The sequence below is a fragment of the Nocardia mexicana NBRC 108244 genome, assembly GCF_001613165.1.
GTDB lineage: Bacteria > Actinomycetota > Actinomycetes > Mycobacteriales > Mycobacteriaceae > Nocardia > Nocardia mexicana.
Map to the genome: position 1 here is coordinate 243,713 of NZ_BDBV01000001.1, position 26,100 is coordinate 269,812.

At 69.6% G+C, this 26,100-nt stretch carries 21 protein-coding genes; 6 read left to right on the plus strand and 15 right to left on the minus strand.

Annotated features, from left to right (window positions below; translation table 11 throughout):
- Nucleotides 1–87: 87 nt before the first annotated feature.
- Nucleotides 88–3,996 carry a non-ribosomal peptide synthetase gene (locus tag NM1_RS00995; protein ID WP_068012705.1) on the minus strand — a complete coding sequence of 1,303 codons (3,909 nt, stop codon included), beginning with the start codon at nt 3,994–3,996 and terminating at the stop codon, nt 88–90.
- Nucleotides 3,997–4,046: 50 nt separating this feature from the next.
- On the opposite strand from NM1_RS00995, the gene NM1_RS01000 reads away from it, so the two are divergent.
- From NM1_RS01000 to NM1_RS01010, 3 genes are read left to right on the plus strand one after another with little or no spacing between them, the layout of a single operon-like run.
- Nucleotides 4,047–5,114 carry an iron-containing redox enzyme family protein gene (locus tag NM1_RS01000; RefSeq protein ID WP_068012708.1) on the plus strand — a complete coding sequence of 356 codons (1,068 nt, stop codon included), beginning with the start codon at nt 4,047–4,049 and terminating at the stop codon, nt 5,112–5,114.
- Entirely contained in the window at nt 5,115–5,795 is a 681-nt protein-coding gene (locus NM1_RS01005) for a methyltransferase (RefSeq protein WP_307719291.1), read from the plus strand.
- Nucleotides 5,773–5,976: a CDGSH iron-sulfur domain-containing protein gene (locus tag NM1_RS01010; RefSeq protein WP_068012712.1), complete on the plus strand. Its 204-nt coding sequence runs from the start codon at nt 5,773–5,775 to the stop codon at nt 5,974–5,976. The genes NM1_RS01005 and NM1_RS01010 overlap by 23 nt, the downstream gene beginning before the upstream one ends.
- A 6-nt stretch (nt 5,977–5,982) precedes the next feature.
- Here NM1_RS01010 and NM1_RS01015 read toward each other — a convergent pair whose 3' ends face one another.
- A complete protein-coding gene (locus tag NM1_RS01015; protein WP_068012844.1) occupies nt 5,983–6,810 on the minus strand; it encodes a helix-turn-helix transcriptional regulator in 828 nt (275 codons plus the stop codon).
- A 118-nt stretch (nt 6,811–6,928) separates the two neighbouring features.
- On the opposite strand from NM1_RS01015, the gene NM1_RS01020 reads away from it, so the two are divergent.
- Nucleotides 6,929–7,993 (plus strand): aldo/keto reductase, encoded by a 1,065-nt coding sequence (locus NM1_RS01020; RefSeq protein WP_068012714.1) that lies wholly within the window; start codon nt 6,929–6,931, stop codon nt 7,991–7,993.
- Between the two features lie 35 nt (nt 7,994–8,028).
- Here the strand turns inward: NM1_RS01020 and NM1_RS01025 are convergent, their stop codons facing one another.
- From NM1_RS01025 to NM1_RS01055, 7 genes are all read right to left on the minus strand, one after another.
- Entirely contained in the window at nt 8,029–8,685 is a 657-nt protein-coding gene (locus NM1_RS01025; RefSeq protein WP_068012716.1) for a CPBP family intramembrane glutamic endopeptidase, read from the minus strand.
- Between the two features lie 160 nt (nt 8,686–8,845).
- Complete coding sequence (locus tag NM1_RS01030; RefSeq protein WP_068012718.1) at nt 8,846–9,571, minus strand: sirohydrochlorin chelatase; 726 nt, start codon at nt 9,569–9,571, stop codon at nt 8,846–8,848.
- The gene (locus NM1_RS01035) at nt 9,571–10,869 is read right to left on the minus strand and encodes a uroporphyrinogen-III synthase (RefSeq protein WP_246010957.1); all 1,299 of its coding nucleotides are present in this window, start codon (nt 10,867–10,869) and stop codon (nt 9,571–9,573) included. Before NM1_RS01035 ends, NM1_RS01030 begins: the two co-directional genes overlap by 1 nt.
- On the minus strand, nt 10,866–11,264 hold the full coding sequence (gene nirD, locus NM1_RS01040) for a nitrite reductase small subunit NirD (RefSeq protein WP_068012720.1): 399 nt from the start codon (nt 11,262–11,264) through the stop codon (nt 10,866–10,868). The genes NM1_RS01035 and nirD overlap by 4 nt, the downstream gene beginning before the upstream one ends.
- A gap of 65 nt (nt 11,265–11,329) precedes the next feature.
- On the minus strand, nt 11,330–13,888 hold the full coding sequence (gene nirB / locus NM1_RS01045; protein WP_068012722.1) for a nitrite reductase large subunit NirB: 2,559 nt from the start codon (nt 13,886–13,888) through the stop codon (nt 11,330–11,332).
- A gap of 23 nt (nt 13,889–13,911) precedes the next feature.
- Nucleotides 13,912–15,411, minus strand: a complete 1,500-nt coding sequence (locus NM1_RS01050) for a nitrate/nitrite transporter (RefSeq protein WP_068012724.1) — start codon at nt 15,409–15,411, stop codon at nt 13,912–13,914.
- Nucleotides 15,412–15,701: 290 nt separating this feature from the next.
- Nucleotides 15,702–16,853 carry an MFS transporter gene (locus NM1_RS01055; RefSeq protein WP_068012846.1) on the minus strand — a complete coding sequence of 384 codons (1,152 nt, stop codon included), beginning with the start codon at nt 16,851–16,853 and terminating at the stop codon, nt 15,702–15,704.
- A 158-nt stretch (nt 16,854–17,011) separates the two neighbouring features.
- On the opposite strand from NM1_RS01055, the gene NM1_RS01060 reads away from it, so the two are divergent.
- A complete protein-coding gene (locus NM1_RS01060; protein ID WP_169814177.1) occupies nt 17,012–18,739 on the plus strand; it encodes an MFS transporter in 1,728 nt (575 codons plus the stop codon).
- Nucleotides 18,740–19,095: 356 nt separating this feature from the next.
- Here NM1_RS01060 and NM1_RS01065 read toward each other — a convergent pair whose 3' ends face one another.
- The 3 genes from NM1_RS01065 to NM1_RS01075 form a co-directional block, all read right to left on the minus strand.
- Nucleotides 19,096–19,947: a TIGR02569 family protein gene (locus tag NM1_RS01065; RefSeq protein ID WP_068012726.1), complete on the minus strand. Its 852-nt coding sequence runs from the start codon at nt 19,945–19,947 to the stop codon at nt 19,096–19,098.
- Nucleotides 19,948–20,184: 237 nt separating this feature from the next.
- Nucleotides 20,185–21,369 carry an adenylyltransferase/sulfurtransferase MoeZ gene (gene moeZ, locus NM1_RS01070; protein WP_068012728.1) on the minus strand — a complete coding sequence of 395 codons (1,185 nt, stop codon included), beginning with the start codon at nt 21,367–21,369 and terminating at the stop codon, nt 20,185–20,187.
- Nucleotides 21,370–21,491: 122 nt separating this feature from the next.
- Complete coding sequence (locus NM1_RS01075; RefSeq protein ID WP_084519039.1) at nt 21,492–22,559, minus strand: DUF3152 domain-containing protein; 1,068 nt, start codon at nt 22,557–22,559, stop codon at nt 21,492–21,494.
- 339 nt (nt 22,560–22,898) lie between these two features.
- On the opposite strand from NM1_RS01075, the gene fasR reads away from it, so the two are divergent.
- A complete protein-coding gene (gene fasR, locus NM1_RS01080) occupies nt 22,899–23,564 on the plus strand; it encodes an HTH-type transcriptional activator FasR (RefSeq protein WP_068012732.1) in 666 nt (221 codons plus the stop codon).
- A 59-nt stretch (nt 23,565–23,623) separates the two neighbouring features.
- Here fasR and NM1_RS01085 read toward each other — a convergent pair whose 3' ends face one another.
- The 3 genes from NM1_RS01085 to NM1_RS01095 form a co-directional block, all read right to left on the minus strand.
- Entirely contained in the window at nt 23,624–23,851 is a 228-nt protein-coding gene (locus tag NM1_RS01085) for a DUF3107 domain-containing protein (protein ID WP_068012734.1), read from the minus strand.
- A gap of 104 nt (nt 23,852–23,955) precedes the next feature.
- On the minus strand, nt 23,956–24,654 hold the full coding sequence (locus tag NM1_RS01090; RefSeq protein ID WP_068012737.1) for a ferritin-like fold-containing protein: 699 nt from the start codon (nt 24,652–24,654) through the stop codon (nt 23,956–23,958).
- Between the two features lie 41 nt (nt 24,655–24,695).
- Nucleotides 24,696–25,781, minus strand: coding sequence for an alpha/beta fold hydrolase (locus NM1_RS01095; protein WP_068012738.1), 1,086 nt, complete (start codon nt 25,779–25,781; stop codon nt 24,696–24,698).
- Nucleotides 25,782–26,100 lie beyond the last annotated feature (319 nt).

Sequence of the window (26,100 nt, forward strand, 5' to 3'; positions counted from 1 at the left end):
TCAGCGGGCGTGTTCGACCACCGCGGCGCTCCCGGCGGCGACGTATGCCCGGCAGCTATCGACTCGACCCGGTTTGCCGAACGGGTGTCAGTGCGCCGCGGCCGTCGCATCGGCGGTCCGCGCGAGGTGGTCGGCGAGGACGGGACCGATGACGGCGACGACGTCGGAGTTGGTCAGCTGGGCATGGGTCGCGTCGACCGGGTGCTCGATCAACTTGCCGGTGACGTACGGCCGCCAGACCTCCGCGTCGAGCAGTTCGGTGATGCCGCGCGTGGCCGAAAAGTACAGCAGGTCACCGTCATACACCTTGGGCCGGTAATCGTGGGCCAGTGCCACACCGACGAGATACCCGCGGTGCAGGCGTTCCAGCTGGCTCGCGGACAGGCCGCTGCCGAAACAGGCCCCCGCACCGGCCAATTCGGCCGCGGCCTCGGCGGCGGTGACGTCCGGGGCGGCATCGGCGTCCTCGGGCTCGTCGCCCAGCAGGTGGGTCAGCAGGTCGCGCATGCGCGGCTCCGGCGGCGGATCGGTGCCCGCGGGTATGACGACGCTGTCCAGCATCGCCAGGACGGCGACCGTGGCGCCCCGGTCGCGCAGCCGTGCGGCGACGGCGTGCGCGATCTGTCCGCCGAGGGACCAGCCGAGCAGGTGGTACGGACCCTCCGGCTGCACGCCGAGCATGATGTCGATATAGCTGTCGGCCAGGTCCTCGATCGTCGTGGGCGCATCCGCCAGCGCGCTCGCCTGCAGCCCGTAGACGGGACGATCGGTGATGTAGCGGGCCAGCCCGGCGTAACACCACGCCAGCGGCACCGCGGAGTGGACGCAGAACAGCGGCGGCCGGGTCCCGTTGCGACGCAACGCGAGCAGCGCCCCGAGCGCATCGTCGTCGGTGGCCGAGTCGTCCCCCGCCAGCCGTTCGGCCAGCAGTCGCACGGTGGGGGCGGTGTAGAGCCAGCGCACGGTGACCGGCAGCCCGGTACGCTCGGTCAGCTCGGCCGAGACGGCCACGCCCAGTAGGGAATTCCCGCCCAACTCGAAGAAATCGTCGTCCAGGCCGACGCGGGGTCTGCCGAGGACGGTCGCGAACCGGTCCGCGACCACGTGCTCGAGGTCCGTGCGCGGGGCGCGATACGGGCGTTCGGCGGGGCTCGGCGGCGGCAGCGCGGCACGATTCACTTTCCCGTTGCCCGCCAGCGGCAATTCGCCGAGCTCGAGCAGCGCCGAGGGCACCAGGGTGGAGGGGAGTTCGCCGCGCAGCCGCCGCAGGATCGCCGCGGTGTCCAGTCGCGTGCCGTCGTGGGCGACGACGTATCCGACGAGGCGGGCGCCCGGCGTTCCCGGGTCGGCGACCACGACGACCGCGTACGCGATCTCGGGGACGGCCAGCAGCGCGGATTCGACCTCCGCGGGTTCGACCCGGCGGCCGTGCACCTGGACCTGCCCGTCGATCCGCCCGAAGAACTCGAACGAGCCGTCCGTGCCGACGCCGACCAGGTCGCCGGTGCGGTACAGCCGCCGACCGGCCGCGAACGGGTCCGCGACGAACCGCGCCGCGGTACCGGCCGGATTCCCGAGGTAGTACTCGGCGACACCGATACCGCCCAGATACAGCTCACCCTTCGCGCCCTCGCGCACCTGACGCAGCCGCGAGTCCAGCACGACGGCGAACACCCCGGGCAGCGGACGCCCGATCGTCACCGGTGCGTCGGCGGACATGGCGCCGGTCTCGGTCGCCATCACGGTGGCCTCGGTCGGGCCGTAGCCGTTGAACAGCCGCACCCGGGACGCCCACTGCCGCACCAGCTTTGCCGGGCATGCCTCCCCGCCGATGGCCACGGCCACGAGCCCCGGCACCTCGTCCGGGGACAGCGTGGCGAGCACGGCGGGCGCGGTCTGCAGGAGGGTGCAGCCGGTGTCGCGGATCAATCGGGCCAGATCCGCGCCCGCCGGCACGGTGGGCGGCGCCACGACGAGCTGTCCCCCGGCCCGGAATGCGGCGAGCAGCTCGAGCAGGTGCGCATCGAAGGTCGAGGTGTGGGAATGCAGCAGCACCGAGTCCGGGCCGAGGTCGTAGTGCCCGATCAGGTAGTCGGTCAGCGACCCCAGGCCGCGATGGCTGACCGCGACGCCCTTCGGAATCCCCGTGGTGCCCGAGGTGTAGATGACATACGCGGCCTGGTCGGGGCGCAGTACCCACGGCAGTTCGCCGTCGTCGATCGGCGTCGCAGGGTGCCGTGCGACCGCGCTCTCCTCGTTGTCGAGCACGAGCCAATCCACATCGGGGAATTCCCCTGCGGCGCAACGTGGTAGCCGATCCCGCACCGAGCTGACCGTCACCCCTCGGCGGGCCCCGGAATCGGCGATCACCGCGGCGATCCGCGACATCGGATCGGCCGGGTCGATGGGGACGAGGCAAGCACCCGTCTTCGCGACGATCCACAGGGCGAGTACGGATTCCAGGGACCGCGGTATCGCCACGACGACGATCTCCTCGGGACCCGCACCGCGGGACAGCAACTCACGCGCCCAGCGCGACGACGATTCGTCGATCTCCCGATAGGTCATGGTCCGGTCGCCGTCCCGCACGGCCACCGTCTCCGGAGCCCGGTCCGCGCTCAGCAATTCACGCAGCAGCCGCACCGGGCCCGCCGGGGGCAGCACCTGCGGGGGCGGGGCGGGGCAGCCCAACCCTGTTGCCGCGAGCCCGGTTTCGGCCGCGAGGAAGTCGCGGAAGTATTCGAGGAACATGCGGTGCTGGGCGACCACCGTCTCGCGCGGGTAGCGTGCCGGGTTCGCCTGGAAGTCGATGCTCACACAACGCTCGTCGGGCCCCGCCTGATAGCCGTTGACCTGCAGATCCGGGACCGGCCCGAGCGCCAGCAGGCGGGCCTGGCCGACGACCGGCCCCAGCCGCAGCGGCTCGACGAACCCGAGGACGTTGAGCACCGGCCCGAACCCGCCGAGCATCGCCTCGTGCGAGTCCGCCATGTCCTCGTGCCGGAAACGCTGGTGTCGCAGCGCACCGATCACCTGGGTACGGACCTGGGAGACAACGGATCCGACGGTGGCGACGTCGAGACCGGTCAGCCGCAGCGGAACCACGTTCGACATCGCGCCCGCCGACCGTCGCAGGGCCAGCGTCGTGCGGGCGGGGACGGGCATCGTCAGCGTGATGTCGGCACGGGCCGCGGTGCGGGCCAGGTAGCAGGCGAACGCCGCGATGACCAGCTCCGGGAACGTGGCTCCGTGCCGGGCCTGGGCGTCGATGAGCAGCCGTGCCGCCGCGTCGTCCAGGGCGCCGGTGACATGGTGCGGTGCGCGCGTCGGCGGCGCCGGTCGCCCGGCCAGGCCCGCCGGGCCGTCGAATCCGGTCAGCTGGGCGCGCCAATACTCCCGGTCGGCCTGCGCCCGCGGCGATTCCAGGTAGGCCCGTTCGTCCGCCAGGATCTCCGCCACCGACATCGCCCCGCACCCCGCGGCCGCGTCGGCGCCGACCGCCGTCCGGTACAGCTGCGCCGTCCGGCGCAGCACCGCGGCGGCGCCGACGCCGTCCAGCACGATGTGGTGGCTGCGAAGGTAGAGCAAATGCCGCGTCGGCGTCACCGTGAAGACAGCGGCGACGGTCAGATCGTCGGCGAGGGGATCTAGGGGCGTGGTGTGGTCCTGCGCCATCCGCCGCCGCGCCGCCGCGATCGGATCCGCCTCGCCCGCCAGATCGATCATCTCCAGCGGCAGTTCCGCCGCCGGGTCGACATACTGGCGCGGATAGCCGTCGACGAGCCGAAAGCGCAGGTGCGGCGACTCGAGCTCGCGCGCCGCGCGCCGTGCGCACCCCGCGATCGACTCGAGCTCCAGGTGGCCGGACAGATCCAGATACATGGCGACGGTGACCGGAACCTCCGGGTACAGCTGCTGCACCAGCCACCAGGCCCACTGCGCCTTCGACAGCGGATACGTTTCCCCGGTGCCGGGATCCGGCCGTGCCGTCAACACGCCTCCCTCGGAGTCGGACAACCGTTGGCGTTTCGGAGCAAACTTACGGCATGCGCTGTGAACCATCGGTGATCTCCGCGGGACGCTCCGCTGTGGCCGCCGAAACCGCCGCGGCCGTCGAAACCGATCCGGTGGCCCCGGCCCTGCCCGCGCCGCGCGGCGAGCTGTCCGGCGCGCTCGTCCGGCTGCTGCGCGGCGACACCTGCTGCACGGATATCGATATCGCCGCCGCGGACCCCTACGGCGACGATCTGCAGCTGGCCCTGCACGTCTGCTACGAACTGCACTATCACGGCTTCGCCGGGGTGGATCCGCGCTGGGAGTGGGATCCGGCCCTGCTGCGGCGGCGCGCACAACTGGAACAGCGCCTGCTGACCGCGCTGCGCGCCGATGTCGCGGGCGGGCGCGACCTCGACGCCGAACTGGAACGGCTGGTGACCGCGCCGGTCGAACCCGCCGGCGTCGGCTCGTTCCTGCTCGGCGAGGGCCGGTGGTGGCAGGTGTGCGAGTACTTCGTGCACCGGTCGATCTACCACCACAAGGAGGCCGATCCGTACGCGTGGGTGATTCCGCGGCTGCGCGGACAGGCCAAGGCCGCGCTGGTCGCGGTGGAATTCGACGAGTTCGGCGGCGGCCGCGGGGACCGGGTGCACGCCCGGCTGTTCGCGGACCTGCTCGACGGCGCCGGGCTGAACTCGGACTATCTGCACTACCTGGACGCGGTGCCCGCGCCGATGCTGACGCTGGTGAACATGATGTCGCTGTTCGGCCTGCACCGCGCGCTGCGGGGCGCGCTGGTCGGTCACTTCGCCGCGGTGGAGATCACGTCGCCGCCCGCGTCGCGCCGCATGGCCGACACCCTGCGGCGGTTGGGGGCCGACCCGGCATGCGTGCGGTTCTACACCGAACACGTCGAGGCGGACGCCGTGCACGAGCAGATCATGCGTCGCGACGTGCTCGGCGATCTGCTCGCTCACGAACCGGAGCTCACCGAGTCGGTCGTCTTCGGCATCCAGGCCACCGGCGTGCTCGAGGACCGCATCGAGCGCCACCTGCTCGACAGCTGGAAATCCGGGCAGAGCTCCCTGCGCGTCACCGAGCCGAGGGAGACGGGTTAGGTGCGGGCTGAGCCCTCGGACATGATCCTGGTGCGCGCGCCCGGGGTGTACCGGCCGCAGGAGGATACGAGGCTACTCATCCGCGCGATGGCCGCGGCGGCGATACCGCGCGGCGGGACGATGCTCGACGTCTGCACCGGGTCCGGGGCCGTCGCCGTCGCAGCGGCGCTCCTCGGTGGCGCGGAACACGTTACCGCGGTGGATATTTCGCGTTCCGCGCTGATCTCGGCATGGCTCAACAGCCGCCTCCGCCGGACTCGGATCGAGCTGCTGCACGGCGAGTTCGCCGAGGTGCTCGGCCACCGCCGCTTCGATGTCGTGCTGGCGAACCCGCCGTACGTGCCCGGCCCCGTGCCCACGCCCACGTACGGACCCGCCCGCGCCTGGGAGGCGGGTCCGGCCGGGCGGGCGGTGCTCGACCCGCTGTGCCGGATACTGCCGAACCTGTTGAACCCGAAGGGTATCGGCCTGATCGTGCACTCGTCGCTGTGCGATGTCGATGCCACGGTCCGGGACCTGCGCGACGGCGGCCTGAAGGCGGCGATCGTGGCCCGGGAGATCAACGAGTTCGGTCCCGTGCTGCGCGCCCGCGCGCCCTGGCTGGAATCGGCCGGGCTGATCGAGCCCGGCCAACGATACGAGGAGTTGGTGGTCGTCCGTGCCGACCGAACCGCAACGTGACCCGCGCCGCGTCGTCCTCACCAAGGACGGCCCGGCACTGATCGAGGGACCGGTGGACCTGGTCACCGACGACGGCGCCACTCTCCACTGCGACCGGTTCGTCGTCGCGGTCTGCCTGTGCCGACGCTCCCGCGACTACCCGCTCTGCGACACCAGCCACCGCCGCCACCGCCGCGACTGAGACCGCTCACCCGGGGCAGAGCCGGTCCAGCGCGGCCTGGCTGTCCTCGTCGGCGGCGCGATAGATGATCAGCCGCTGGTCCGGATCGTGCAGCGGTACCAGGGCCTCGTAGGCCACCGTGACCGTGCCGATGTCGGGATGCCTCAGGGTCTTGCGACCCCGGCCGTTCACCCGGACGTCTCGCTTCGCCCACAGGCGTTCGAACTCGCTACTGCGGGAACGGAATTCCCCGATCAGGTCGGCGAGGACGCGGTCCTCCGGATGGGCGGCCCAGGCGGCGCGCAGATCGGCGATGCCCTCGCGCACGGTGCGCTCGCGGTCCGCGAAGAAGTTGCTCATCCCCGGATGTAGCAGGCACAGCCACATCGAATTGCGCTGCGATGTCGGCATGGTGTCGAAATCCAGTAGCAGCCTGGACATTTCGGAGTTCCACGCCAGAATGTCGTAGCGGTGGTTCACGACCATCGCCGGCAGCGGCGACAGGTCGGCGACCAGCTGTCGCAGTTCCGGCGCCGCCGTGGTGGCGGGCTTGTCGTTGTCGGGTAGCCGCTGCCGGGCCAGGTCGAACAGGTAGGCGCGCTCGTCGGCGTCCAGGCGCAGCGCCCCGGCCAGCGCCTCCAGCACCTCGGCGGACGGCCGCAGCCCGCGACCCTGCTCCAGCCGCACGATGTAATCCGTGCTGACCCCCGACAGCTCGGCGACCTCCTCGCGCCGCAGCCCCGGGGTGCGCCGGGACCGCCGCTGCGGCAGCCCGAAATCCCGCGGATCCAGCCGCTCGCGCCGGGTGCGCAGGAATGCGGCCAGCTCCTGTGTCGCGTCCACGGTGCCAGTCATCGGCATCAATCCTACGGGCAGCCTGGTACCGGCGTTCCCAGGAAGATTCTTCCCTTACCCCCTGCTCGCGACCGCCACAGACTGGTCCCCGACGCACGGACACGAACAGGAGGACACCATGTCCCTCACCCTCGACACCTACCGGCTGCTGGGGCGCTCCGGGCTGCGGGTCTCGCCGCTGGCTCTGGGCACGATGACCTTCGGCGAAGACTGGGGCTGGGGCGCCGACCGCGAGGAGTCGCGCAAGCTGCTCGACACCTACCTCGGGCGCGGCGGCAATTTCATCGATACGGCCAGCATGTACACCGCGGGCAGCTCCGAGCGGCTGCTGGGCGAGTTCACCCGGGAAAATCGCGAAAGCCTGGTGCTGGCAACGAAATACACGATGCTGCGGCGGCCGGGTGACCCGAATTCCGGTGGCAACCACCGCAAGAGCATGTTCGCCTCGGTGGAAAACAGTCTGCGGCAGCTGAATACCGACTACATCGACCTGCTGTACCTGCACGCCTGGGACTTCCACACCCCGGTCGAGGAGATCCTGCGTGGGATGGACGATCTCGTCCGGCAGGGCAAGGTGCTGTACGTGGCGATCTCCGACGCCCCGGCGTGGCAGGTCTCGCGCATGCAGGCCATCGCCGACCTGCGCGGCTGGTCGCCGCTGGCGGCGCTGCAGATCGAGTACAGCCTCATCGAGCGCACCGGGGAGCGGGACCTGATTCCGATGGCCCGCGAGCTGGGCCTGGGCGTGATTCCCTGGTCTCCACTGGCCAGCGGGGTGCTCACCGGCAAGTACAGCCGCGACGATCTCGCCGACGACGCCGTCGGCTCGCCCGAGGGCAGCCGCAAGAACGTCGCCCTGTCCAGCGGCGCGCTCACCGAGCGCGGCCTGGCGATCGCCGATGTCGTGAAAGAGGTTGCGGCCCAGCTGGGTAAGACGCCCTCGCAGGTGGCGCTGGCGTGGACCCTGCAGAATCCGGCGGTCACGGCTCCGATCATCGGCGCCCGCACCCCGGCGCAGCTGGAGGACAACCTCGGCGCCCTCGAGGTCGAATTCGACGCCGAGCAGCTGGCTCGTCTCGACGCGGCCAGCGCCATCACCCTCGGCTTCCCGCACGACTTCCTGGCGCTCGAGATGACCCGGAACGTCACCGGTGGCGGTCTCACGATCGAATCGCGCCGCTGACGGCCCGCCCCTGCGCTCACCGCGAGCGCGGGGGCTCAGGCGCGCGAAGCCGCCGCGCCGTGGTAGAAGTACCGGCCGAGGCCGATGGTGAAGACGAGCATGCCGTACACCGAATGCTCGACCGACGCGGTGAACAGCGATTGCGTCCGCAGGTATCGCAGCGCGAACAACCAGCCGCCGACGCCGCTGGCGGCGACGGAGAACCAGCTGCCGAAAATAATGTGGACGTAGGCGAATGCGGCCGCACTGGCGGCGACCAATACGAGGCTCTCACCGAAAACGGGCGCGTACCGATGGAAAAGGAACGAACGGAACACCAATTCCTGCGGATACACGCTCACCGCGGGATACAGGATCATCACCGCGAGCCATAACCACGGATTTCGCCGCGGCAGGTCGAACAGATCGTCCCGCCGCAGCAGCGCCACCGCCCCGCCGAGGGTGAGCGAACTCGCCCCCGCCAATGCCGCCATCGAGCGGGCCTCGGTCCGGAACGCCGAGGTACGCCACAGCGTGGCGCGGTCGAAATCGGGCGAGCGCCGAAGATACGCGGCGGCGCCCGCGGCCAGCGCGAGCAGTGCGGGAATCGGCGGTTTACCGCGCATCAGCCGGTTGTAGGCCGTGGTTCCGCCGAAGAACAATGCCGCATACTCGGCGCCCAGATAAACCCGCCGCCACCGCCGAATCCTCATGACCACACAATAATTGCGGCCACAACGAAGTCGGAGGTCGCGCAAGCGAAGAATGCGTGACTCACACGGGAACGGCAGGAAGTCGGGGCCCTGCCGCCGCACACCGTCCGGCGTGCCCGGCCCGTGGCCCTGGGCGGGCGGGACGGACGGGGTGCGGCAGTCAGGCAGCCGTGCGGGAGAGGTCCCGGGCGGCCGAGCGATAGCGGTCGACGAGCAGGCGGACGACCGCGGGGTGGACGCCGATGGGTTCGGCGACGCCGTCGGCGCCGCACTCGTGCAGGCGCTGGTGGAACAGTCCGTGGGCCAGCAGATACGAGGCGATGAACACCCGGCGCTCGCCCGATTTCCGCAGCGACGCAACGACTTCCGGGACACGCGGCGCGCCCGTGGCGATATAGGCCAGGTGCACGGGAGCCGCCAGCTGTTCGCTGAGCATAATGGTTGCCCGGCGCACATCGTGCCGGGCGCGGGCATCCGACGATCCGGCGGCCGCGAACACCACCGCATCGCCCGGCCGCCAGCCCGCGGCACGCAACCGCATCCGCATGATCCGCGCCAGCGCCGGATCGGGCCCCATCGCGGGCGTCACCGCGACGGCCGCATGGCGGCTCTCGGCCACCTCGCGCGGCACATCCTGGTACACGTGATAGCCCGAGGCGAGGAAGGCCGGAACCACCACGGCCGGACCGGGATTCAGATCCCGCAGGACCTCGGCCGGCGAAGGCCCGAGCACATCCACGAATGCGGTCCGCACCACCGGTGCACCGCTTCCGGCCTCGGGCACACCGAGTTCGTGCCCGACCGCCTCCGCCAGCGCGGCGATCATCTCCACGCCCCGCGAACTCCTGGTGCCGTGGGCGACCAGCACCAGGGCCGGGCCGCTCATCACACCCCCGCCAGCGGCGCGGGCCGCTGCGGCCGCTGCGCCGGATCGGCGGCCTCCCGATCCCCGTCGTGACCGCGCGCGCCGCCGCCTCCGGGCATGTCGCCACGCCGCGTCGGCGCACCATAGCCCGCCGCCGGACGCGGATTGTTGTCGATGCACTCGGCCGGATCCAGCGCCAGCCGGTATCCCCGTTTCACCACTGTCTGAATGGCTTTCGGCGTTCCCAGCCCGGCGCGCAGGCGCGCGATACCGGTCTCCACCGCATGCGTATCGTCACCGCCGCCGGGCAGCGCGGCCAGCAGGTCCTCCCGGGAGACGACCCGGCCGGGCTGCCGTGCCAGCGCCCGCATCAGCGCCATCGGCGCCGGCGCCAGCTGCCGCACCTGATCGTCGACGACGACACATCCGCCGCGGACGCTGAGCACATGCCCGGCGGCGTGAATTCGGTTGGCGCGCCGCGGCAGTTCCTCGGCCACGTGCCGCGCCAATGCCCCCAGCCGCGCCCGGCCGGGCATGGTGGTGGGCACGCCCAGCTCCTCCAGCGGAGCGGCGGTGATCGGTCCGACGCACGCGGGCAGCACCCGGGCGCGGAACGCGTGCAGGACGGCCTCCAGCAGCCCGGTTTCCTTGGCGCGCATAAGGGTCGAGGCCACGGCCGGGGCGCTGGTGAAGGTGACGCAGTCCAGCGCCGAGGTGACGATCGCCTCGATCAGCCGGTCCAGCGGCACCGGATCCTCCGGCGGAATCCAGCGATACACCGGCACCGGCACGACATCGGCTCCGGCACAGCGCAATACCTCGCAGAAGTCGGGCACCGGCTCCCATTCGGTGGTCGCGCCGTGCAGCTGCACCGCGATGCGCACGCCCTCGACCCCCTCGGCGAGCAGGTGATCCAGCACCTCGGCCGAGGACTCGGACGCGGGCGACCACTCCTCGCGCAGCTCGGCCGCGCGGATGGCGCCCTTGGCCTTCGGGCCGCGAGCGAGCAGGCGGGTGGAGCCCAGCGTCGTGCGCAGCTCCTCGGCCAGGCCCCACCCTTCCGCGGCCTCCATCCAGCCGCGGAAGCCGATGCCCGTGGTGGCGACGGAGATCTGGGGCGGATCGGCGACCAACTGCCGGGTCACCCGTTCCAGTTCGTTGTCGTCGGCCAGCGGAATGATCCGAATGGCCGGGGCCGCAATGATATTGGCGCCGCGCCGGGTCAGCAGCGTGGCCAGCTCCTCGGCGCGGCGGGCGGCCGTGATGCCGATGGTGAAACCGTCCAGGCACGCGGCGTTGGTCGCGGGTTCGACGGTCATGGCGATTCCTCACCGGTACAGCCCGAGGGCTCGTTCGAGACCGCCACGACGCCGTCGACCACGCGCACGGCATAGACCGGCAGCGCCATCGTGTCGTCGTCCAGGCAGCGCCCGTCCACCAGGGAGAATGCCTGCTTGAGCAGCGGGGAGGCCACCACGGGCACGCCGCCGCGATCGCCGACGATGCCGCGCGACATCACCGCGGCCCGCCCGAACGGGTCGATATTGCCGACGGCGTAGAGGGTACCGTCGGGTAGCAGGAACAGGGCAGCCTGCCGCCCACCCTTCAGCAACACCGCCACGCCGCGGCCCGGAATCAGATAATCGAAGCGGCAGGCCGAGGTCCAACCAGCAGTGGTGACCTGAGCAATGCCAGGGGTGTCGATCACGGTCATCGGTAACTCTCCTCCGAACGCTCTACCCATTGGTACCGGCGTCCTGTTTCCACGCGATTACGCGCCTATTTCCCCTGCGTGGCGGCGTCAACACCGCTGGTGACCGGGATCTCGGGCATGCCCAGCAGGACAGGGACCTTGCGCTCTCCGCTGTCGTCGAAACCGATCGTCGGATCCGCCTCCTCCGGAGCGTTGACGAACGAGACGAAGCGCGACAGCTTCGCCGGATCCTCCAGCACCGCCGCCCACTCGTCCTTGTATCCGTCGACGTGCTTGGCCATGGCGGCCTCCAGCTCGTCGGCGAGGCCCAGCGAGTCCTCGCACACGACCTGCTTGACGTACTCGATGCCGCCCTCCAGCGACTCCTGCCAGGGCGCGGTGCGCTGCAGCCGGTCGGCGGTGCGGATGTAGAACATCAGGTACCGGTCGATGTACTTGATCAGCGTCTCGTCGTCCAGATCGCCGGCCAGCAGCACCGCGTGCTTCGGGGTGAGGCCGCCGTTGCCGCCGACATACAGGTTCCAGCCGTGCTCGGTGGCGATGACGCCGACGTCCTTGCCGCGCGCCTCGGCGCATTCGCGGGCGCAGCCGGACACGGCCAGCTTCAGCTTGTGCGGCGACCGCAGCCCGCGGTACCGCCGCTCCAGCCGCACTGCCATCCCGACCGAGTCCTGCTGCCCGTACCGGCACCAGGTGGAGCCGACGCAGCTCTTCACCGTGCGCAGCGACTTGCCGTACGCGTGGCCGGATTCCATGCCGACATCGACCAGTCGCTGCCAGATCTTGGGCAGCTGCTCCACCCGCGCGCCGAACAGGTCGATCCGCTGACCGCCGGTGACCTTCACGTAGAGCCCGAAATCCTTGGCGATCTGGCCGATTTCGATCAGCTGCTCCGGCGTGCACTCACCGCCGGGCATGCGCGGCACCACCGAATAGGTGCCGTTCTTCTGCATATTGGCCAGGAAGTGGTCGTTGGTGTCCTGCAGCGCCGCCATCTCGCCGTCGAGGATGTGATCGCTCGAGGTGGAGGCCAGGATCGAGGCCACCGCGGGCTTGCAGATATCGCAGCCGGATCCCCTGCCGTGCTTGGCGATCAGCTCCGAGAACGTGCGAATGCCGGTGACCTGGACGATCCCGAACAGCTCCTGACGCGACTGCTCGAAGTGCTCGCACAGCGCCTTGGACATCTCCACGCCCGACTGCTCGAGCAGCTTCTTCAACATGGGAACGCAACCGCCGCAGGAGGTTCCGGCGGAGGTGCAGCTCTTGATGCCCGGGATGTCGCAGGCGCCCTCGGCGATGGCGCCGCAGATCGCGCCCTTGGACACGTTGTTGCAGGAGCAGATCTGGGCGTCGTCGGGCAGCGCGTCGGCGCCCAGTTCCGCTCCGGCGGGCGAGATCAGCGCGGCGGGCTCGGCGGGTAGCTCGCTGCCGACCAGCGGGCGCAGCGCGGCGTACTGCGAGGCGTCGCCGACCAGAATGCCGCCCAGCAGCGTCTTCGCATCGTCGGAGATGACGAGTTTGGCGTAGGTGCCCTTGGCCGCGTCGTGCAACACCACCGACAGCGCGCCCTCGGTGGTGCCGTGCGCGTCGCCGAAGCTGGCGACGTCCACGCCGAGCAGCTTCAGCTTGGTGGACAGGTCCGCACCCGGGAATTCGCCTGCGCCGCCGAGCAATCGGTCCGCCACGATCTCGGCGGTGGTGTAGCCCGGGGCGACCAGGCCGTAGCAGGTGCCCTCCACCGCGGCCACCTCGCCGACGGCGTAGATGTGCGGATCGGAGCTCTGCAGGCCGAGGTCGGTGATGACGCCGCCGCGCGGGCCCACCTCCAGCCCGGCGTCGCGGGCGATCTGGTCGCGCGGGCGGATACCGGCGGAGAACACCACCAGCGACGCGTCGATGGTCGACTCGTCCGACAGCGTAACCTGCAGTCCCGCACCGTCTTCGGACTTCTCGATCGACGAGGTGCCGACCCCGGTGTGCACGTGCAGGCCCAGGTCGGTGACCAGCCGCTCCAGGATGGCGCCGCCACCCTCGTCGACCTGCACCGGCATCAGCCGCGGCGCGAACTCGACCACGTGCGGCGTCATGCCCATGAGCCGCAACGCATTCGCGGCCTCCAGGCCCAGCAGTCCGCCGCCGACCACGACGCCGACCGCACCCGGCCCGGCGGCCTCGGCGGCCGACCGGATGCCGTCCAGATCCTCGATGGTGCGGTAGACGAAGCACTCCGGCTGGTCGTGTCCCGGCACCGGCGGCACGAACGCGTACGAACCGGTCGCGAGCACCATGGCGTCGTAGCCGATCACGTCACCGGTGGAGGTGGTGATCTTGCGGGCGCCGCGGTCGACAGTCTCCGCGCGCACCCCCAGCCGCAGATCCACCAGCTCGTCACCGGCGTATTCGTTGCCCGGCAGCGCCAGCTGCTTCGGATCCCAGCTGCCGACGTAGGACGACAGTCCGACGCGGTCGTAGGCGGGCTGCGGCTCCTCGCTGAGGATCACGACCTGCCACCGGCCGTCGGTGTCGCGCGAGCGCAGTGCCTCGACGAACCGGTGGCCGACCATGCCGTGACCGACGACCACCACGGTCTTGCGCTGCGTGGTTTCCACAGTGGGGTTCATGTGTGTCCTCCGAGTGGTTCTGGTCAGGCTCTGGGCCGACGGTTGGTGGACTGGGAGCCGTTGCCCGGCAGGCTGTTTCCGGATTCGAGCTCGGCCTCGAGCACGAACGACTCGGCCTCGACGACGACGTCGTGCTCCGGATGGGCGCGGCGCCGCGCACTCGGCGGCCGCAGGAACACCGCCCAGCACACCGCGGCGCAGACCAGGTAGAAGACCATGAACACCCAGAACGCTGTGGTCGCGGACTTGGTGGAGGCGTAGGAGGAACGCAGCACCAGGTTGATGCCGACGCCGCCGAGGGCGCCGATCGCGCCGACGAACCCGATCAGCGCACCGGCGGTGTTCTGCGACCAGGCCGCGCGAGTTGCCGAATCCGCCTGCAGGCTCCGCGATTTCGCGTCGAACACCGACGGAATGATCTTGGTGACGGCGCCGTTGCCGATGCCCGACACCACGAACAACGCAATGAACCCGATCACCAATGCGGCCATTACGGCACCGGTGGGCACATGGTTGTTGCGATCGGCGACGACGCTCGCCGCGGCCACCGCCAGAGCGCCCAGGGTCATGGCGCCGAAGCTGTACAGGGTGACCTTGCTCCCGCCGAACCGGTCGGCCCACTTACCGCCGTAGGGGCGGGTCAGCGAGCCGAGCAGCGGTCCGATGAACGCGATGGAGGCGGCATGCAACGCGGCCTGCGCGGGGTTGCCGCCACCGGCGACGAAGCTGACCTGCAGCACCTGCCCGAAGGCGAAGCTGTAGCCGATGAACGAACCGAACGTGCCGATGTAGAGGAACGCGATCGCCCAGGACTGAGGGACCTTCAACGCGGTCACCATGTAGGAAAGGTCCGCCTTCTGGTTGCGCACATTGTCCATGTAGAGCGCCGCCCCGACCGCCGCGACCACGACGAGGACCAGGTACACCGCACACACCAGCGAGGCGTTGCCATAGGCATTGCCGAGGGCGGCGATGACGGCGAGGCCGATCAACTGGATCACCGGCACGCCGATATTGCCGCCACCGGCGTTGAGACCCAGCGCCCAGCCCTTCAGCCGCTGCGGATAGAAGACGTTGATGTTGGACATCGAGGAGGCGAAGTTGCCGCCACCCAGGCCCGCGAACGCCGCCACGATCAGGAACGTCGTGTACGAAGTGCCCGGCTGGTTGATGAAGTACAGCGTCAGCAGGGTCGGCACCAGCAGCGCCAGCGCCGAGAAGATCGTCCAGTTGCGCCCGCCGAACTTGGCGGTGGCCACCGTGTAGGGGATCCGCAGCACGCCGCCGACCAGCGTCGGCACCGCGCCCAGGAAGAATTTCCCGGCCGTGTCGATGTGGAAGACGTCGGTGGGCATGAACAGCACCATCACCGACCAGATCGACCACACCGAGAATCCGATGTGCTCGGCGAACACCGACCAGATCAGATTGCGGCGCGCGACGTACTTGCCACCGGCCTCCCAGGCGTCGACGTCCTCGGCATCCCAATGCTCGATGTCATGGTTACGCGTCAGCGTGCTCAAACGGGCCTCCTGAATTGCGGGATGGCCCCAAGGTAGGAAACGGGTATTGCGCCGATGCTGCGCGAAATGACCGTCAAATCAACGGTTGCTCACGATTACCCGAGCAGGCCCGTGAGAACCGGGTGAATGTTTCGCGCATGTGACACAACGGTTTCCGCGCGTCAAGAATCGCCCACTGCCGAATATCCGACCGGTGAGGGCAGCGGCGGCGAGTGTGCTGGCACACACTCGCTTGCCGATGGCCAACATATTGGCCCACACCTCACCGGTCGGCAAGTCCTACGGTGAATTCACCGCCACGTGTCCTCCAGCATCCGCGGCTTGCACGCCTGCCACGCCCCGGCCAGCAGCACCAGCACGGCGACCACCAGCAGCGCGAACGGCGCGCCCCAGCCACCGGTCAGGTCGTGCAGCACGCCGAACAGCAGCGGGCCCACGCACGCCACCGTGTAGCCGACGCCCTGGGTGAACCCGGACAGCGCCGCCGATCCGGCCTGGGTGCGGGTGCGCAGGTTGATCAGCGTCAGCGCCATCGGGAACGTGCTCGGACCCAGTCCCAGCAGGATCACCCACAGCCACGGCGCGCTCATCGGCGCCGTCAGCAGCCCGGCGAAGGCCACGAAAAAGGCTATGGCACAACCGATCACGATGGGGAACGGGTTGCGCACGCGCGCGGTCACGCTCGGCGCCGTCAGCGCCGCGACCAGGCCCACGAACGAGAAGACGCCGACCATCGTGCCGCCGAACGCCGCCGACGCGCCGTCGTCGGCCAGGATCTTGGGCAGCCAGGTGAACATGGCGTAGGTGGTCAGCGAGGTCATGCCGAACATCCCGGCCATCCCCCACGCCACCGGCGAGCGCCACACCTTGCCCTCGGCCGCGCCGTGCTGCGGCGGCAGCGCCGTCGTGTCCTTCGCGTCGCGCCCGCGGCGATCGCGCAGCACACCCAGCCACGGCAGCGCGGCGGCGAAGCCCAGCAGCGACCACAGCCCCAGCGACACCCGCCAGCCCGCGGCCTCGGCCACCGGCACCGCGATCAGCGCCGGGAGCACGGTGCCCAGCTGCACCATCGTGATGTACAGCGAGCTCAGGACCGCCAGGTGATCGGCGAAGTACCGCTTGACCAGCGGCGGGATCACCACGTTGCCGATACCCATACCGGCCAGCGCCAGCGCCGAGAGCAGCAGCAGCTCCCAGGTATCGGGCACCGCGGCGCGCGCGAGCTGGCCGACACCGGCCATCAGCATCGCCACCAGCGCGGTGCGCTCGAGGCCCAGCCGCCGCACGAAGATCGGGGTGAGCACGCCCGCGAAGGCGAACATGGCGGTCGGGATCATGCCGAACACGCCGACCACCGCGGTCGAATATCCGATATCGGCGCCGATCCGCTCGGCCAGCGGGGTGAATGCGGTAACCGCGAGACGCAGCGTGAACGCCGACATGAGGATGGCGGCGAGGACGAGCAGTCGCCCCTCGATCAGGGAGCGGCGGCGCTGTCGCACCTCGGTGCTGGTCTGCTCGACGGTTACTGTCACCGAAAAATCATAGGATGATTGGATGATGGGATGCAAGGAATGTGATACGGGGTACTCTGTTCTGCGTGCAACCCGTCCGTCGCACCAGCCTCATAGCTCAGGTCACCGAGCAGCTGCGTGCCGAAATCCGTTCCGGCCGTTGGCCCGTCGGCTCCCGTATCCCCACGGAACCGGAGCTGACCGAACTCACCGGCACCGGCCGCAATACCGTCCGTGAGGCCGTGCAGGCACTCGTGCATGCCGGCATGCTGGAGCGCCGCCAGGGCTCCGGCACCTACGTGATCGCGACGTCCGACCTCGGCGGCACGCTGGCCAAGTACTTCGCCGACGCCGTCGAGCGCGACATCCTCGAACTGCGCCAGGCCCTCGACACCCAGGCCGCGCGGCTGGCGGCGCAGCGCCGCGACGATGCCGACATCGCCAACCTGCTGCGCTTGCTCGAGGAGCGCCGCCAGGCGTGGGACGAGAACAACCCCGGCGCCATCGAGGCCGATGTGGAACTGCATCGCGCGATCGTGGTCGCCATGGGCGCAGCGGGTTTCGAGTTCCTCGACGGCCTGGGCCGGGGCAATCCGGTGGCCGTGAGCAACGCGCTGCTGCTCACCTCCACCCCGACGCTGGTCGGCTCGGTGCTGCGGGTGCCCTACACCTTCGCGATCCCCAAGTTCGGCGGTCGCGCCTTCACCGTCTTCAGCGCCGGGATGCTGCTCGCGCCCACGCTGGGAGTGGCGTACTTCATCAACCAGCCGGACACGCCGATGTGGGTGTTCCTGGTCCTCGCCGCGCTGGCCGGCGTCGGCGGCGGCAACTTCTCCTCGTCCATGGCCAATATCAACTTCTTCTTCCCCGAGGGCAAAAAGGGTGCCGCACTGGGCATCAACGCCGCGGGCGGAAATATGGGCGTGGCACAGACCCAGCTGATCGTGCCGCTGATCATCACCCTCGGCACCCACCTCATGGCGAAGGATCCGGGCGGCTATCGGTTCGGCATCACGCTCGCGGTGCTCGTCTGGGTGCCGTTCATCCTCGCCGCGATGTTCGGCGCGCTGCGCTACATGGACAGCATCGGCTCCGCCAAGTCCGACGGCCGGTCCTACCGGCTCGCCATGGCGAATCGGCACACCTGGGTCATGGCCTTCCTCTACATCGGCACCTTCGGCTCGTTCATCGGCTTCTCCTTCGCCTTCCCGACGCTGCTGAAGGCCAACTTCCCGGACCTGGCGAAGATCGGCTGGATGGGCACGCTCGGCAATCTCGCCTTCCTCGGCGCATTCGTCGGGTCGTTCAGCCGCCCGTTCGGCGGCTGGATCTCCGACCGGCTGACCGGCGCCCGCATCACGCTGTTCGTCTTCGGCGGCATGGCGGTGGCGACCGTGCTGATCATGGCGTCGCTGTCGGCGAAAAGCTTTCCGCTGTACCTGATCTCGTTCCTGCTGCTGTTCGTGCTGACCGGTATCGGCAACGGGTCGACCTACCGGATGATCCCGTCGATCTTCATCGCCGAATCCAAGCGCCGGGCCAGCGAGGCGGGCGAGGACCCCGCCTCGGCCCTGATCTCGGCGAAGCGGCAGGCGGGCGCGGCGATCGGCGTGATCGGCGCGGTCGGAGCCTCCGGCGGCTGGCTGCTGCAGCAGGCACTTCGCCTGTCCAACAACCACTTCGGCAGCATGTCACCGGCCTTCTGGGCCTACGCCGTGGCTTTCCTCGCGATGGGCGCGGTGACCTGGTGGTTCTACCTGCGCTCATCGTTCGCGGTGAGCCGCGCGCCGTCACTGGCCTACGCCGACGTGTAACGCCGTGCGGCCCAGCGCAGATGATCTAGCAGAGCATGATCTTCTGTGCCGCTGAACCGCTATGCCGTCGAACCTGTTCTGCCACCGACCGATCCGGCCCTGACCAAGCCGGATCCCCCGGGCACGGTCGCCGTCGTCCCCCCTGCCGCCGGCGACCGTGCTCCCCCGCTCCCCCGCCTCTCCGGGTTTTTGCGCACCAGTGAGTGCCACGGAAGTTACGTTGCGGGCCGCCGGGTGGCGATGTGGTCGGGTTCTGGGCGTACCCGGTGAGTTACCCATGTGCTTGCGAAATCAGTTGTTGCGGTGGGTGAAAGCCAAAGAAAAAGACAAATCACTCGGACTTGGGGGCGGGGGGGTCAGAGTTTCATGCGGACCATGTCGGCGGTGCGGGCCAGGCCCGGGAAGGCTTCCGGGGTGGAGCGGGGGTGCAGGGCGTGGACGGCCAGGCGGAACATGACCGCGCGCAGGATCATTTGGGGCCATTCCGGGAGGTCGGCCCAGCGGGATAGTAGGCCGTCGTCGGCGCCTCCCCAGGAGAGGGCGTCGACCACTACCACCCCGGCGGCCCAGGGGGCCGGGCGCCAGTAGGGGGTGATATCGGTGAGGCCGGGGGTGAAGGTGCCGGAGAAGAGAACGGTGCCGAACAGGTCGCCGTGCACCAGCTGGGACGGGGTCTGCACGGGTTTGCGGAAAGTGGCCAGCTGCGTGAGCATTTCGAGGCTGCGCTTCCCGTCCGGCGAGGTGGACGGGAGCATGCCGCCCAGCTTCAGGCTGCGCAGCGGCACCGGCTCCCAGGCGGCGCGGTCGGCGGCGACGAATACGTCGACGTCGACCCACGGCGCGATCGGCTGCTGCACCAGGAACCGCGGGCGCTCGAGCTTCGCCGTCGCCTGATGTAGTCGCAGCGATACCGACACCACCTCGTCGTGCCGCGGCTCGGGCGTGCCCTCCAGGAATGTGTCCGCGCGCCAACCGGATACGACGTAGCGGCCGTCGGTCCCGCGCACGGGCCGCGCCAGCCGCAACCCGTCCACCTGCAGCCCCTCGCGCACCTTGGCCGACCACGCGGCGCGGGCATGGTCGGCGACCGGCGACAGCACCACGTCACCGCAGCGCCATCCGCCGTCCCAATCGCCCAGCGCGACCGGGGTCACCTCGCGAAGCCCGAACGTGGCCCGCACATGTTCGGGAGGTTCCACAGACGTCACGGCCGTACCGTACTCCCGGACCGTTGTCCACCACGGAAGCCGCGCCGATGTGGCTATCAGCATCGAACCTCCAGCTCCCGCACCCGACGCGGGCCTGCTCCCGCTCGCCACGCCCGCGGAGCCCGCGCCGGATCTACACCCTTTGCACGCTTTCGAGAGGATGTTAGTCGGCCACCGGGGGGATCGGTCCCCACAAACGGACCGATCCGTTGCGAAAACCCACCCCCCGCGCGGGAGTCAGTAGACCGGGAGGGAGGGGTCGATCTGGTTGGCCCAGGCGATGATTCCGCCCTGCAGGTGCACGGCGTCGGAGAATCCGGCGTTCTTCAGCGCCGCCAATGCCTCGGCCGAGCGCACACCCGTCTTGCAGTGCAGCACGATCGGGCGGTTCTGCGGCAGGTCCGCCAGCGCCTCGCCGGACAGGATGCGGTCCTTCGGAACCAGCGTCGCGCCGTCGATGCGCACGATGTCCCACTCCACGGGCTCGCGCACGTCCACGATCGCGACGTCCTTGCCCGCGTCGAGCATGTCCTTCAGCTCGCGCGCGGTGACGGTCGAACCGAGCGCCGCGGACTGGCCCTCCTCGGACACCACACCGCAGAACGCCTCGTAGTCGATCAGCTCGGTGATCGGCTGCCGCTCCGGATCGCGGCGCAGCTTGATGGTCCGGTAGTTCATATCCAGTGCGTCGTACACCATCAGCCGGCCCAGCAGCGTCTCGCCGATGCCGGTGATCAGCTTGATCGCCTCGGTCACCATCACCGATCCGATCGAGGCGCACAGCACGCCCAGCACGCCGCCCTCGGCGCAGGAGGGCACCATGCCCGGCGGCGGGGCCTCGGGATACAGGTCGCGGTAGTTGATGCCCCGCCCGTCCGGTGCGTCCTCCCAGAACACCGACACCTGGCCCTCGAACCGGTAGATCGAGCCCCACACGTACGGTTTGCCCGCGAGCACCGCCGCATCGTTGACCAGGTACCGGGTCGCGAAATTGTCGGTGCCGTCCACGATCAGGTCGTATTCGGAGAACAGCTCGACCGCGTTGTCCGGCTCCAGCCGAATCTTGTGCAGCCGCACGTCGATTCCGGAATTGATCTCCAGGATCGAGTCCCGCGCGCTGTCGGCCTTGCTGCGCCCGATATCGGACTCGCCGTGAATGATCTGCCGCTGCAGGTTCGACGCATCGACCTCGTCGAACTCCACGATGCCCAGCGTGCCCACTCCGGCCGCGGCCAGATACAGCAGGGCGGGCGAGCCCAGGCCGCCCGCGCCGATCACCAGCACCTTGGCGTTCTTCAGCCGTTTCTGCCCGTCCACGCCGAGATCCGGAATGATCAGATGCCGGCTGTACCGAGCGACCTCGTCCCGGGTCAGCTCGGCGGCCGGTTCGACCAGTGGCGGCAGGGATTGTGCTGCTGACACGTCCTCAGACTCCTCGAATCGAATTGCCGATCGCGCTGCGCTCCGTGACGGCAACGCATCTGTGTGCAACACCGCGACTCGGGCCGTTCTTCCCCGACCATCGTGCCGCACCGGGCGGGCAATCAGCCGCGCGGGTAGGGCCAGGGGTTGAACCGGCACTTCTTGCCGTCCATCGGCACCACGCCCTGCGGGTCGAGGGCCGCGATGTCGTTGTTGCGGGTGCCGAAGGTCTGCTGCATCATCACCGGCGCCAGGCCGCCGTCGCTCTCGCACGGCTGGTGCTCGTGGTAGCCGATGGCGTGCCCGACCTCGTGATTGATCTGGTATTGGCGATACGAACCGATATCGCCCTCGAATGCCGGGGCACCGCGCACCCACCGCACCTCCGACAGCACCACCCGGCCGAGATCGGCGTTGTAGCAAGAGGAGTCGATCGGAATATCGAATCCGCAGGCGGTCTTGGTGGTCTGGCGGGAGGTCAGCGAGATCCGGAAGTCGGGGTCGCCGGAGTCGATCCGGCGGAAGCCGAATTTGGGATCGTGGGTCCAGCTCTTGGGATTGGACAGGGTCGCCTCGACCATCTTCGCGACCGCGTCGTCGCCGCCCAGCGCGGAGGTGTCCACGCCGTCCTCGACCTCGACCGTGTAGTTGAACAGGTGTCCCTGTGCCGCGCCGATCTGCGCCGAGGTGCCGCGCACCAGGTGCCAGTTGCCCGTACCGGCCTCGGCGAACAGGCCACCGGCGGGCAGCGCCCCGCTCGGCACGTCACCGGCGAACTTGCCGTCGCCCGTGGGCGGTGCGCCGATGATGCCCGCCTTGTCGGTGTGCTGGCTGAGACGGCCCAGCCCGGGGGCGCCCGCACCGTCCGGATCGCCACCCCCCTTGACGGCGTCCACGACCACCAGCACGGTGATCACGAACAGGACCGGAAGCGCGTAGGCCCGCCAGCCGTAGGTCGACACGAACCGGCCCAGGGCGCTCTGTTTCCCGGTGTCGCGCTCAGGTCGGCCCCGTGATCGCTCGTCGCCCGTGGCGGTGGGGTCCCAGGAGGCCCGCAGGGGCCGACGCGAGCGGTCGATCCCGCCGGGGACGGAGTCCGGAAGATGGCCGTTGCCAGTGCTTTCGGGGTAGTCGCCGGTGCTTTCGGGACGGCGTCCGGGCTCGGTGTAGAGGCCGAGCGGATCGTAGATCTCGGGGTCGCCCGTGGCCCGGCGCCTGGCGCCGTAACCGCTGCCTCGCGACGAGAAGGCACTCACGAGGCGGCGGGATTCTCGCCCGCCGTTCGATCTGCCCCGTTCGTCGGTCACTTATCCAGAGTCTCACAACCGGCCCGAGGGCACTGCCCGACCTAACTCGGGCCGCCTGGGGTTGCGATATTTCTCACGACTGTGCGAGATTGCTCTCGACCGCCAGTTACTGGCAGGTTGCCAATAGGTGCCGGGATCGGCATGTCGTCTCGGGAACGAGTATCGTTCGTGGGATACCCGTGCACATCCATTCATCGCCGGGAATCGATTGGGAGAGCCGAAATGACAGACCTCGTGGACCGGATGACGTCGTCACGATTGTCGTCCGAGGCCATGGCGCCGAGCAAGCGCGGAACCCGCCTGCCCCGTGAGGCACGCCGCGCACAGCTGCTGACCGCTGCCGGCGAGGTCTTCGTGCTACGCGGTTACCACGCGTCCGGCATGGACGAGATCTCGCAGTGCGCCGGAGTTTCCAAACCCGTGCTGTACCAGCACTTCTCGAGCAAGCTGGAACTCTATCTGGCGGTGCTGCAGAACTACACCGACGTGCTGGTGTCCAGCGTGCGCCAGGCGCTGCGCTCCACCACCGACAACCGCCAGCGCGTGCGCGCGGCCGTCGCCGCGTACTTCGATTTCGTCGACCACGAGACCCAGGGTTTCCGGCTGGTCTTCGAATCCGACCTGACCAGCGAGCCGCAGGTGCAGCGCCGGGTGGAGCAGGCCACCGAGGCCTGCGTGGACGCGGTCTTCGATCTCGTCGCGCACGACTCGGGCCTGGACCCCTACCGCGCTCGGATCCTCGCCGTGGGCCTGGTCGGCGCCAGCCAGATCACCGCCCGCTACTGGCTGGAGGCCGACCGCCCCATCCCGAAGGAGGAGGCGGTCGACACCACCGTCGCCCTGTGCTGGGGCGGCCTGTCCCGGGTGCCCCTGCATCCCCACGAGTGAGAAAAAAGAAAGCCCACCCGGTTCCGCGGGTGGGCTTTTCGCTTACCGCTCGGCGCGAACTACACCGCCGCGAAACCCACGCGACCGCTGGTCGACGTGCCGATCTCCACGTAGGCGACCTTGGCGGCCTGGATCAGGTATTTGCGGCCCTTCTCGTCGGTCAGCGTCACGACGCCGCCGTTACCCTCCAGCGCACCGGACACCAGCGCCTCGACCTCGTCCGGGGTCTGCGAGCTGGTGATGACGAGTTCGCGCGGGCTATCCGAAATACCGATCTTGACCTCCACGGCCAACCTCCTAGAGTCCTGGTGCTGTCCTGCTCAGGCTAATGCAGGACGAACGGGCAGAGTTACGCGCAGGCTGCGCTGTCAGCGAACCTTTGTCCGGGCGTTTATCCGAGGCCCAGTACGCGCATGCGCTCGGCATGGCTGGCCTGCATGCGCTCGAACAGGGCGGCGATGCCGTTGAGGTCGCCGGTGGCGATGAGGACCAGTTCGGTGAGCTCGTCGCGCTGGGCCATCACGTACTGCGCCTGGGTGATCGCCTCGCCCAGCAGCCGCCGCCCCCACAGCGTGAGCCGGTCGCGCTCCGAACGGCTCTCGGCGACCGTGCGGCGGACCTCCTCCACGACGAACTCGGAGTGGCTGGTCTCGGCCAGCACGTCGTGCACGACCGTCCCGACCTCGGGCGCCAGCGCATCGGCCAGCACGTTGTAGAAGTCGGCGGCGATGCCGTCGCCCACATAGAACTTCACCATCGACTCGAGCCAGGTCGAGGGGTCGGTCGACGCGTGGTAGGCATCGAGCGCGCGCACGAACGGCGCCATCGCGTCGAAGACGTCGACACCGCGCGACCGCAGCGCCTGTTCGAGCGTCTCGAAATGCTCCATCTCGGCGGCGGCCATCTTGGCCACGGCCACCTTGCCGCGCAGCGTCGGCGACAGCTTCGCCTCCTCGGCGAGCCGGTAGAACGCGGAGATCTCGCCGTAGGCGAGCACCGCGAAAAGGTCGAGGACGCCGGGGTGGTCGGCGGGGATGCGGGCGTCGGCTTCGGTCGAGACGCCCAGCGCGGCAGACGGGTTTGCTCCCATACTCCCCACCCTAATAGGCGCGGCGGCGACCGTGTGACCGGTCACGACTGATCCCGCAGAAACTTCTCGAGGTAGGTCCACGTGGTGTCGCGGGCGGTCGGCCCGGTCAGGATGCCGAGATGGCTGCCGGGTGCCGTCTCGTAGCGCACCTCACGCGCGCCGGTGAGCGTGGTGGTGCCGTATTCGACGGCCGCGGCGGGCGTGATCACGTCGTCGGGCCCGCCGACCAGCAGCACCGGCGCGGTGATGTCGGCCAGCGCGATCTCCTGCTCGCCGAGCCTGACTACCCCCTTGCCGATGTCGTTGGCCAGCATGAACCGGCTCCACAGCTGGTTGTACAGGCGGCCCGGATAGCCGGGCATCTGCGCCTGGAAGCGATCGATGGTCTCCATCCGGCCCAGCGTCGCGCTGTCGGTGATGTTGGAAGCGATGAACATCGGGCGGCGCAGTTCGCGCTCCCAGGAGGTGGCGCGATAGCCCAGCCGGGTCAGCGGCGCGGGCACCCCGCCCGCCGCGCGCACGAGGGTCGAGGTGGCCAGGCCGCGGGTGAGCCGGGCCATCGCCCGAACCTGCGGCACCCCGGTCACCTTGTCGTAGTTGAGCGGCGCGCCGACGGCGGTGATCGAACGGATCGGCAGGGTGGCATCGGCGGCCGCGGTGAGCAGCGCCAGCACGCCGCCCAGCGACCAACCGACGAGATCCACGGGTGCGCCACCGCGGTCGGCGCTGGCCGCCAGGACGGCCCCGGGCAGGATGTCGTCGACCCAGTCCTCGAAGCCCAAACGCCGGTCGGCGAAGGTGATCTCGCCGTAGTCGATCACATACGGGTAGCGGCCGACCTCGAGCAGGAAGCGCGCCAGGCTCTGATCCGGGCGCAGGTCGAAGCAGGTGGCGGGGGCGGCCAGCGGCGGGACGAGCAGCACCGCGGCCCCGTCGGTCCCATTGTCGGGATCATTGCCCGCCTTGCCATGATTGCCCGCCCCGGCGGGCTCGAATCGCCGCAGTTGCCGGTGCGGCTCGTCGCACAGCACCGTCGACGGGGTGGGGGCGGGCGCCTCGATGCCGTCGCCGAGGGTGAGGGCCCATACGTTGCGCGCGGCCGTAGTCACGGTGTCTGCCAAACTCACGCGCCCAACCTATCCCGTGACACGGTGTCTCACGTATGTGGTGTTGCCCACCGCCACGCGCGGCGAAATCCGGCATCCCGCACTCGCATCGAATTCGCCGCCAGATCTGAATTGTGCTGTGCCGCAGGGCACGACGGGTGAGTGAACGAGGGTATGCGGAAGCGTCCGGCCTAATACCGCGAGGCATTTACGGGAGCCGGAATTCGGAGAGAAGAAGCTATCACGCTACAATCTGCCTGGGCAACGGAAATTCACCCTCCTTGCGAGATCGATTCGCGACCGGCAGGGGTCGCCGTGGCCCACGGAAAATGTGCGCGCA

What these genes read in the sequence shown, in the direction of transcription:
- NM1_RS01000 (WP_068012708.1), top strand. Translation starts at nt 4,047, where the DNA reads ATGCGCTGTGAACCATCGGTGATCTCCGCGGGACGCTCCGCTGTGGCC.
- NM1_RS01015 (WP_068012844.1), bottom strand. Translation starts at nt 6,810, where the DNA reads ATGACTGGCACCGTGGACGCGACACAGGAGCTGGCCGCATTCCTGCGC.
- NM1_RS01020 (WP_068012714.1), top strand. Translation starts at nt 6,929, where the DNA reads ATGTCCCTCACCCTCGACACCTACCGGCTGCTGGGGCGCTCCGGGCTG.
- NM1_RS01025 (WP_068012716.1), bottom strand. Translation starts at nt 8,685, where the DNA reads ATGAGGATTCGGCGGTGGCGGCGGGTTTATCTGGGCGCCGAGTATGCG.
- NM1_RS01030 (WP_068012718.1), bottom strand. Translation starts at nt 9,571, where the DNA reads ATGAGCGGCCCGGCCCTGGTGCTGGTCGCCCACGGCACCAGGAGTTCG.
- NM1_RS01035 (WP_246010957.1), bottom strand. Translation starts at nt 10,869, where the DNA reads ATGACCGTCGAACCCGCGACCAACGCCGCGTGCCTGGACGGTTTCACC.
- nirD (WP_068012720.1), bottom strand. Translation starts at nt 11,264, where the DNA reads ATGACCGTGATCGACACCCCTGGCATTGCTCAGGTCACCACTGCTGGT.
- nirB (WP_068012722.1), bottom strand. Translation starts at nt 13,888, where the DNA reads ATGAACCCCACTGTGGAAACCACGCAGCGCAAGACCGTGGTGGTCGTC.
- NM1_RS01055 (WP_068012846.1), bottom strand. Translation starts at nt 16,853, where the DNA reads ATGTCGGCGTTCACGCTGCGTCTCGCGGTTACCGCATTCACCCCGCTG.
- fasR (WP_068012732.1), top strand. Translation starts at nt 22,899, where the DNA reads ATGACAGACCTCGTGGACCGGATGACGTCGTCACGATTGTCGTCCGAG.
- NM1_RS01090 (WP_068012737.1), bottom strand. Translation starts at nt 24,654, where the DNA reads ATGGGAGCAAACCCGTCTGCCGCGCTGGGCGTCTCGACCGAAGCCGAC.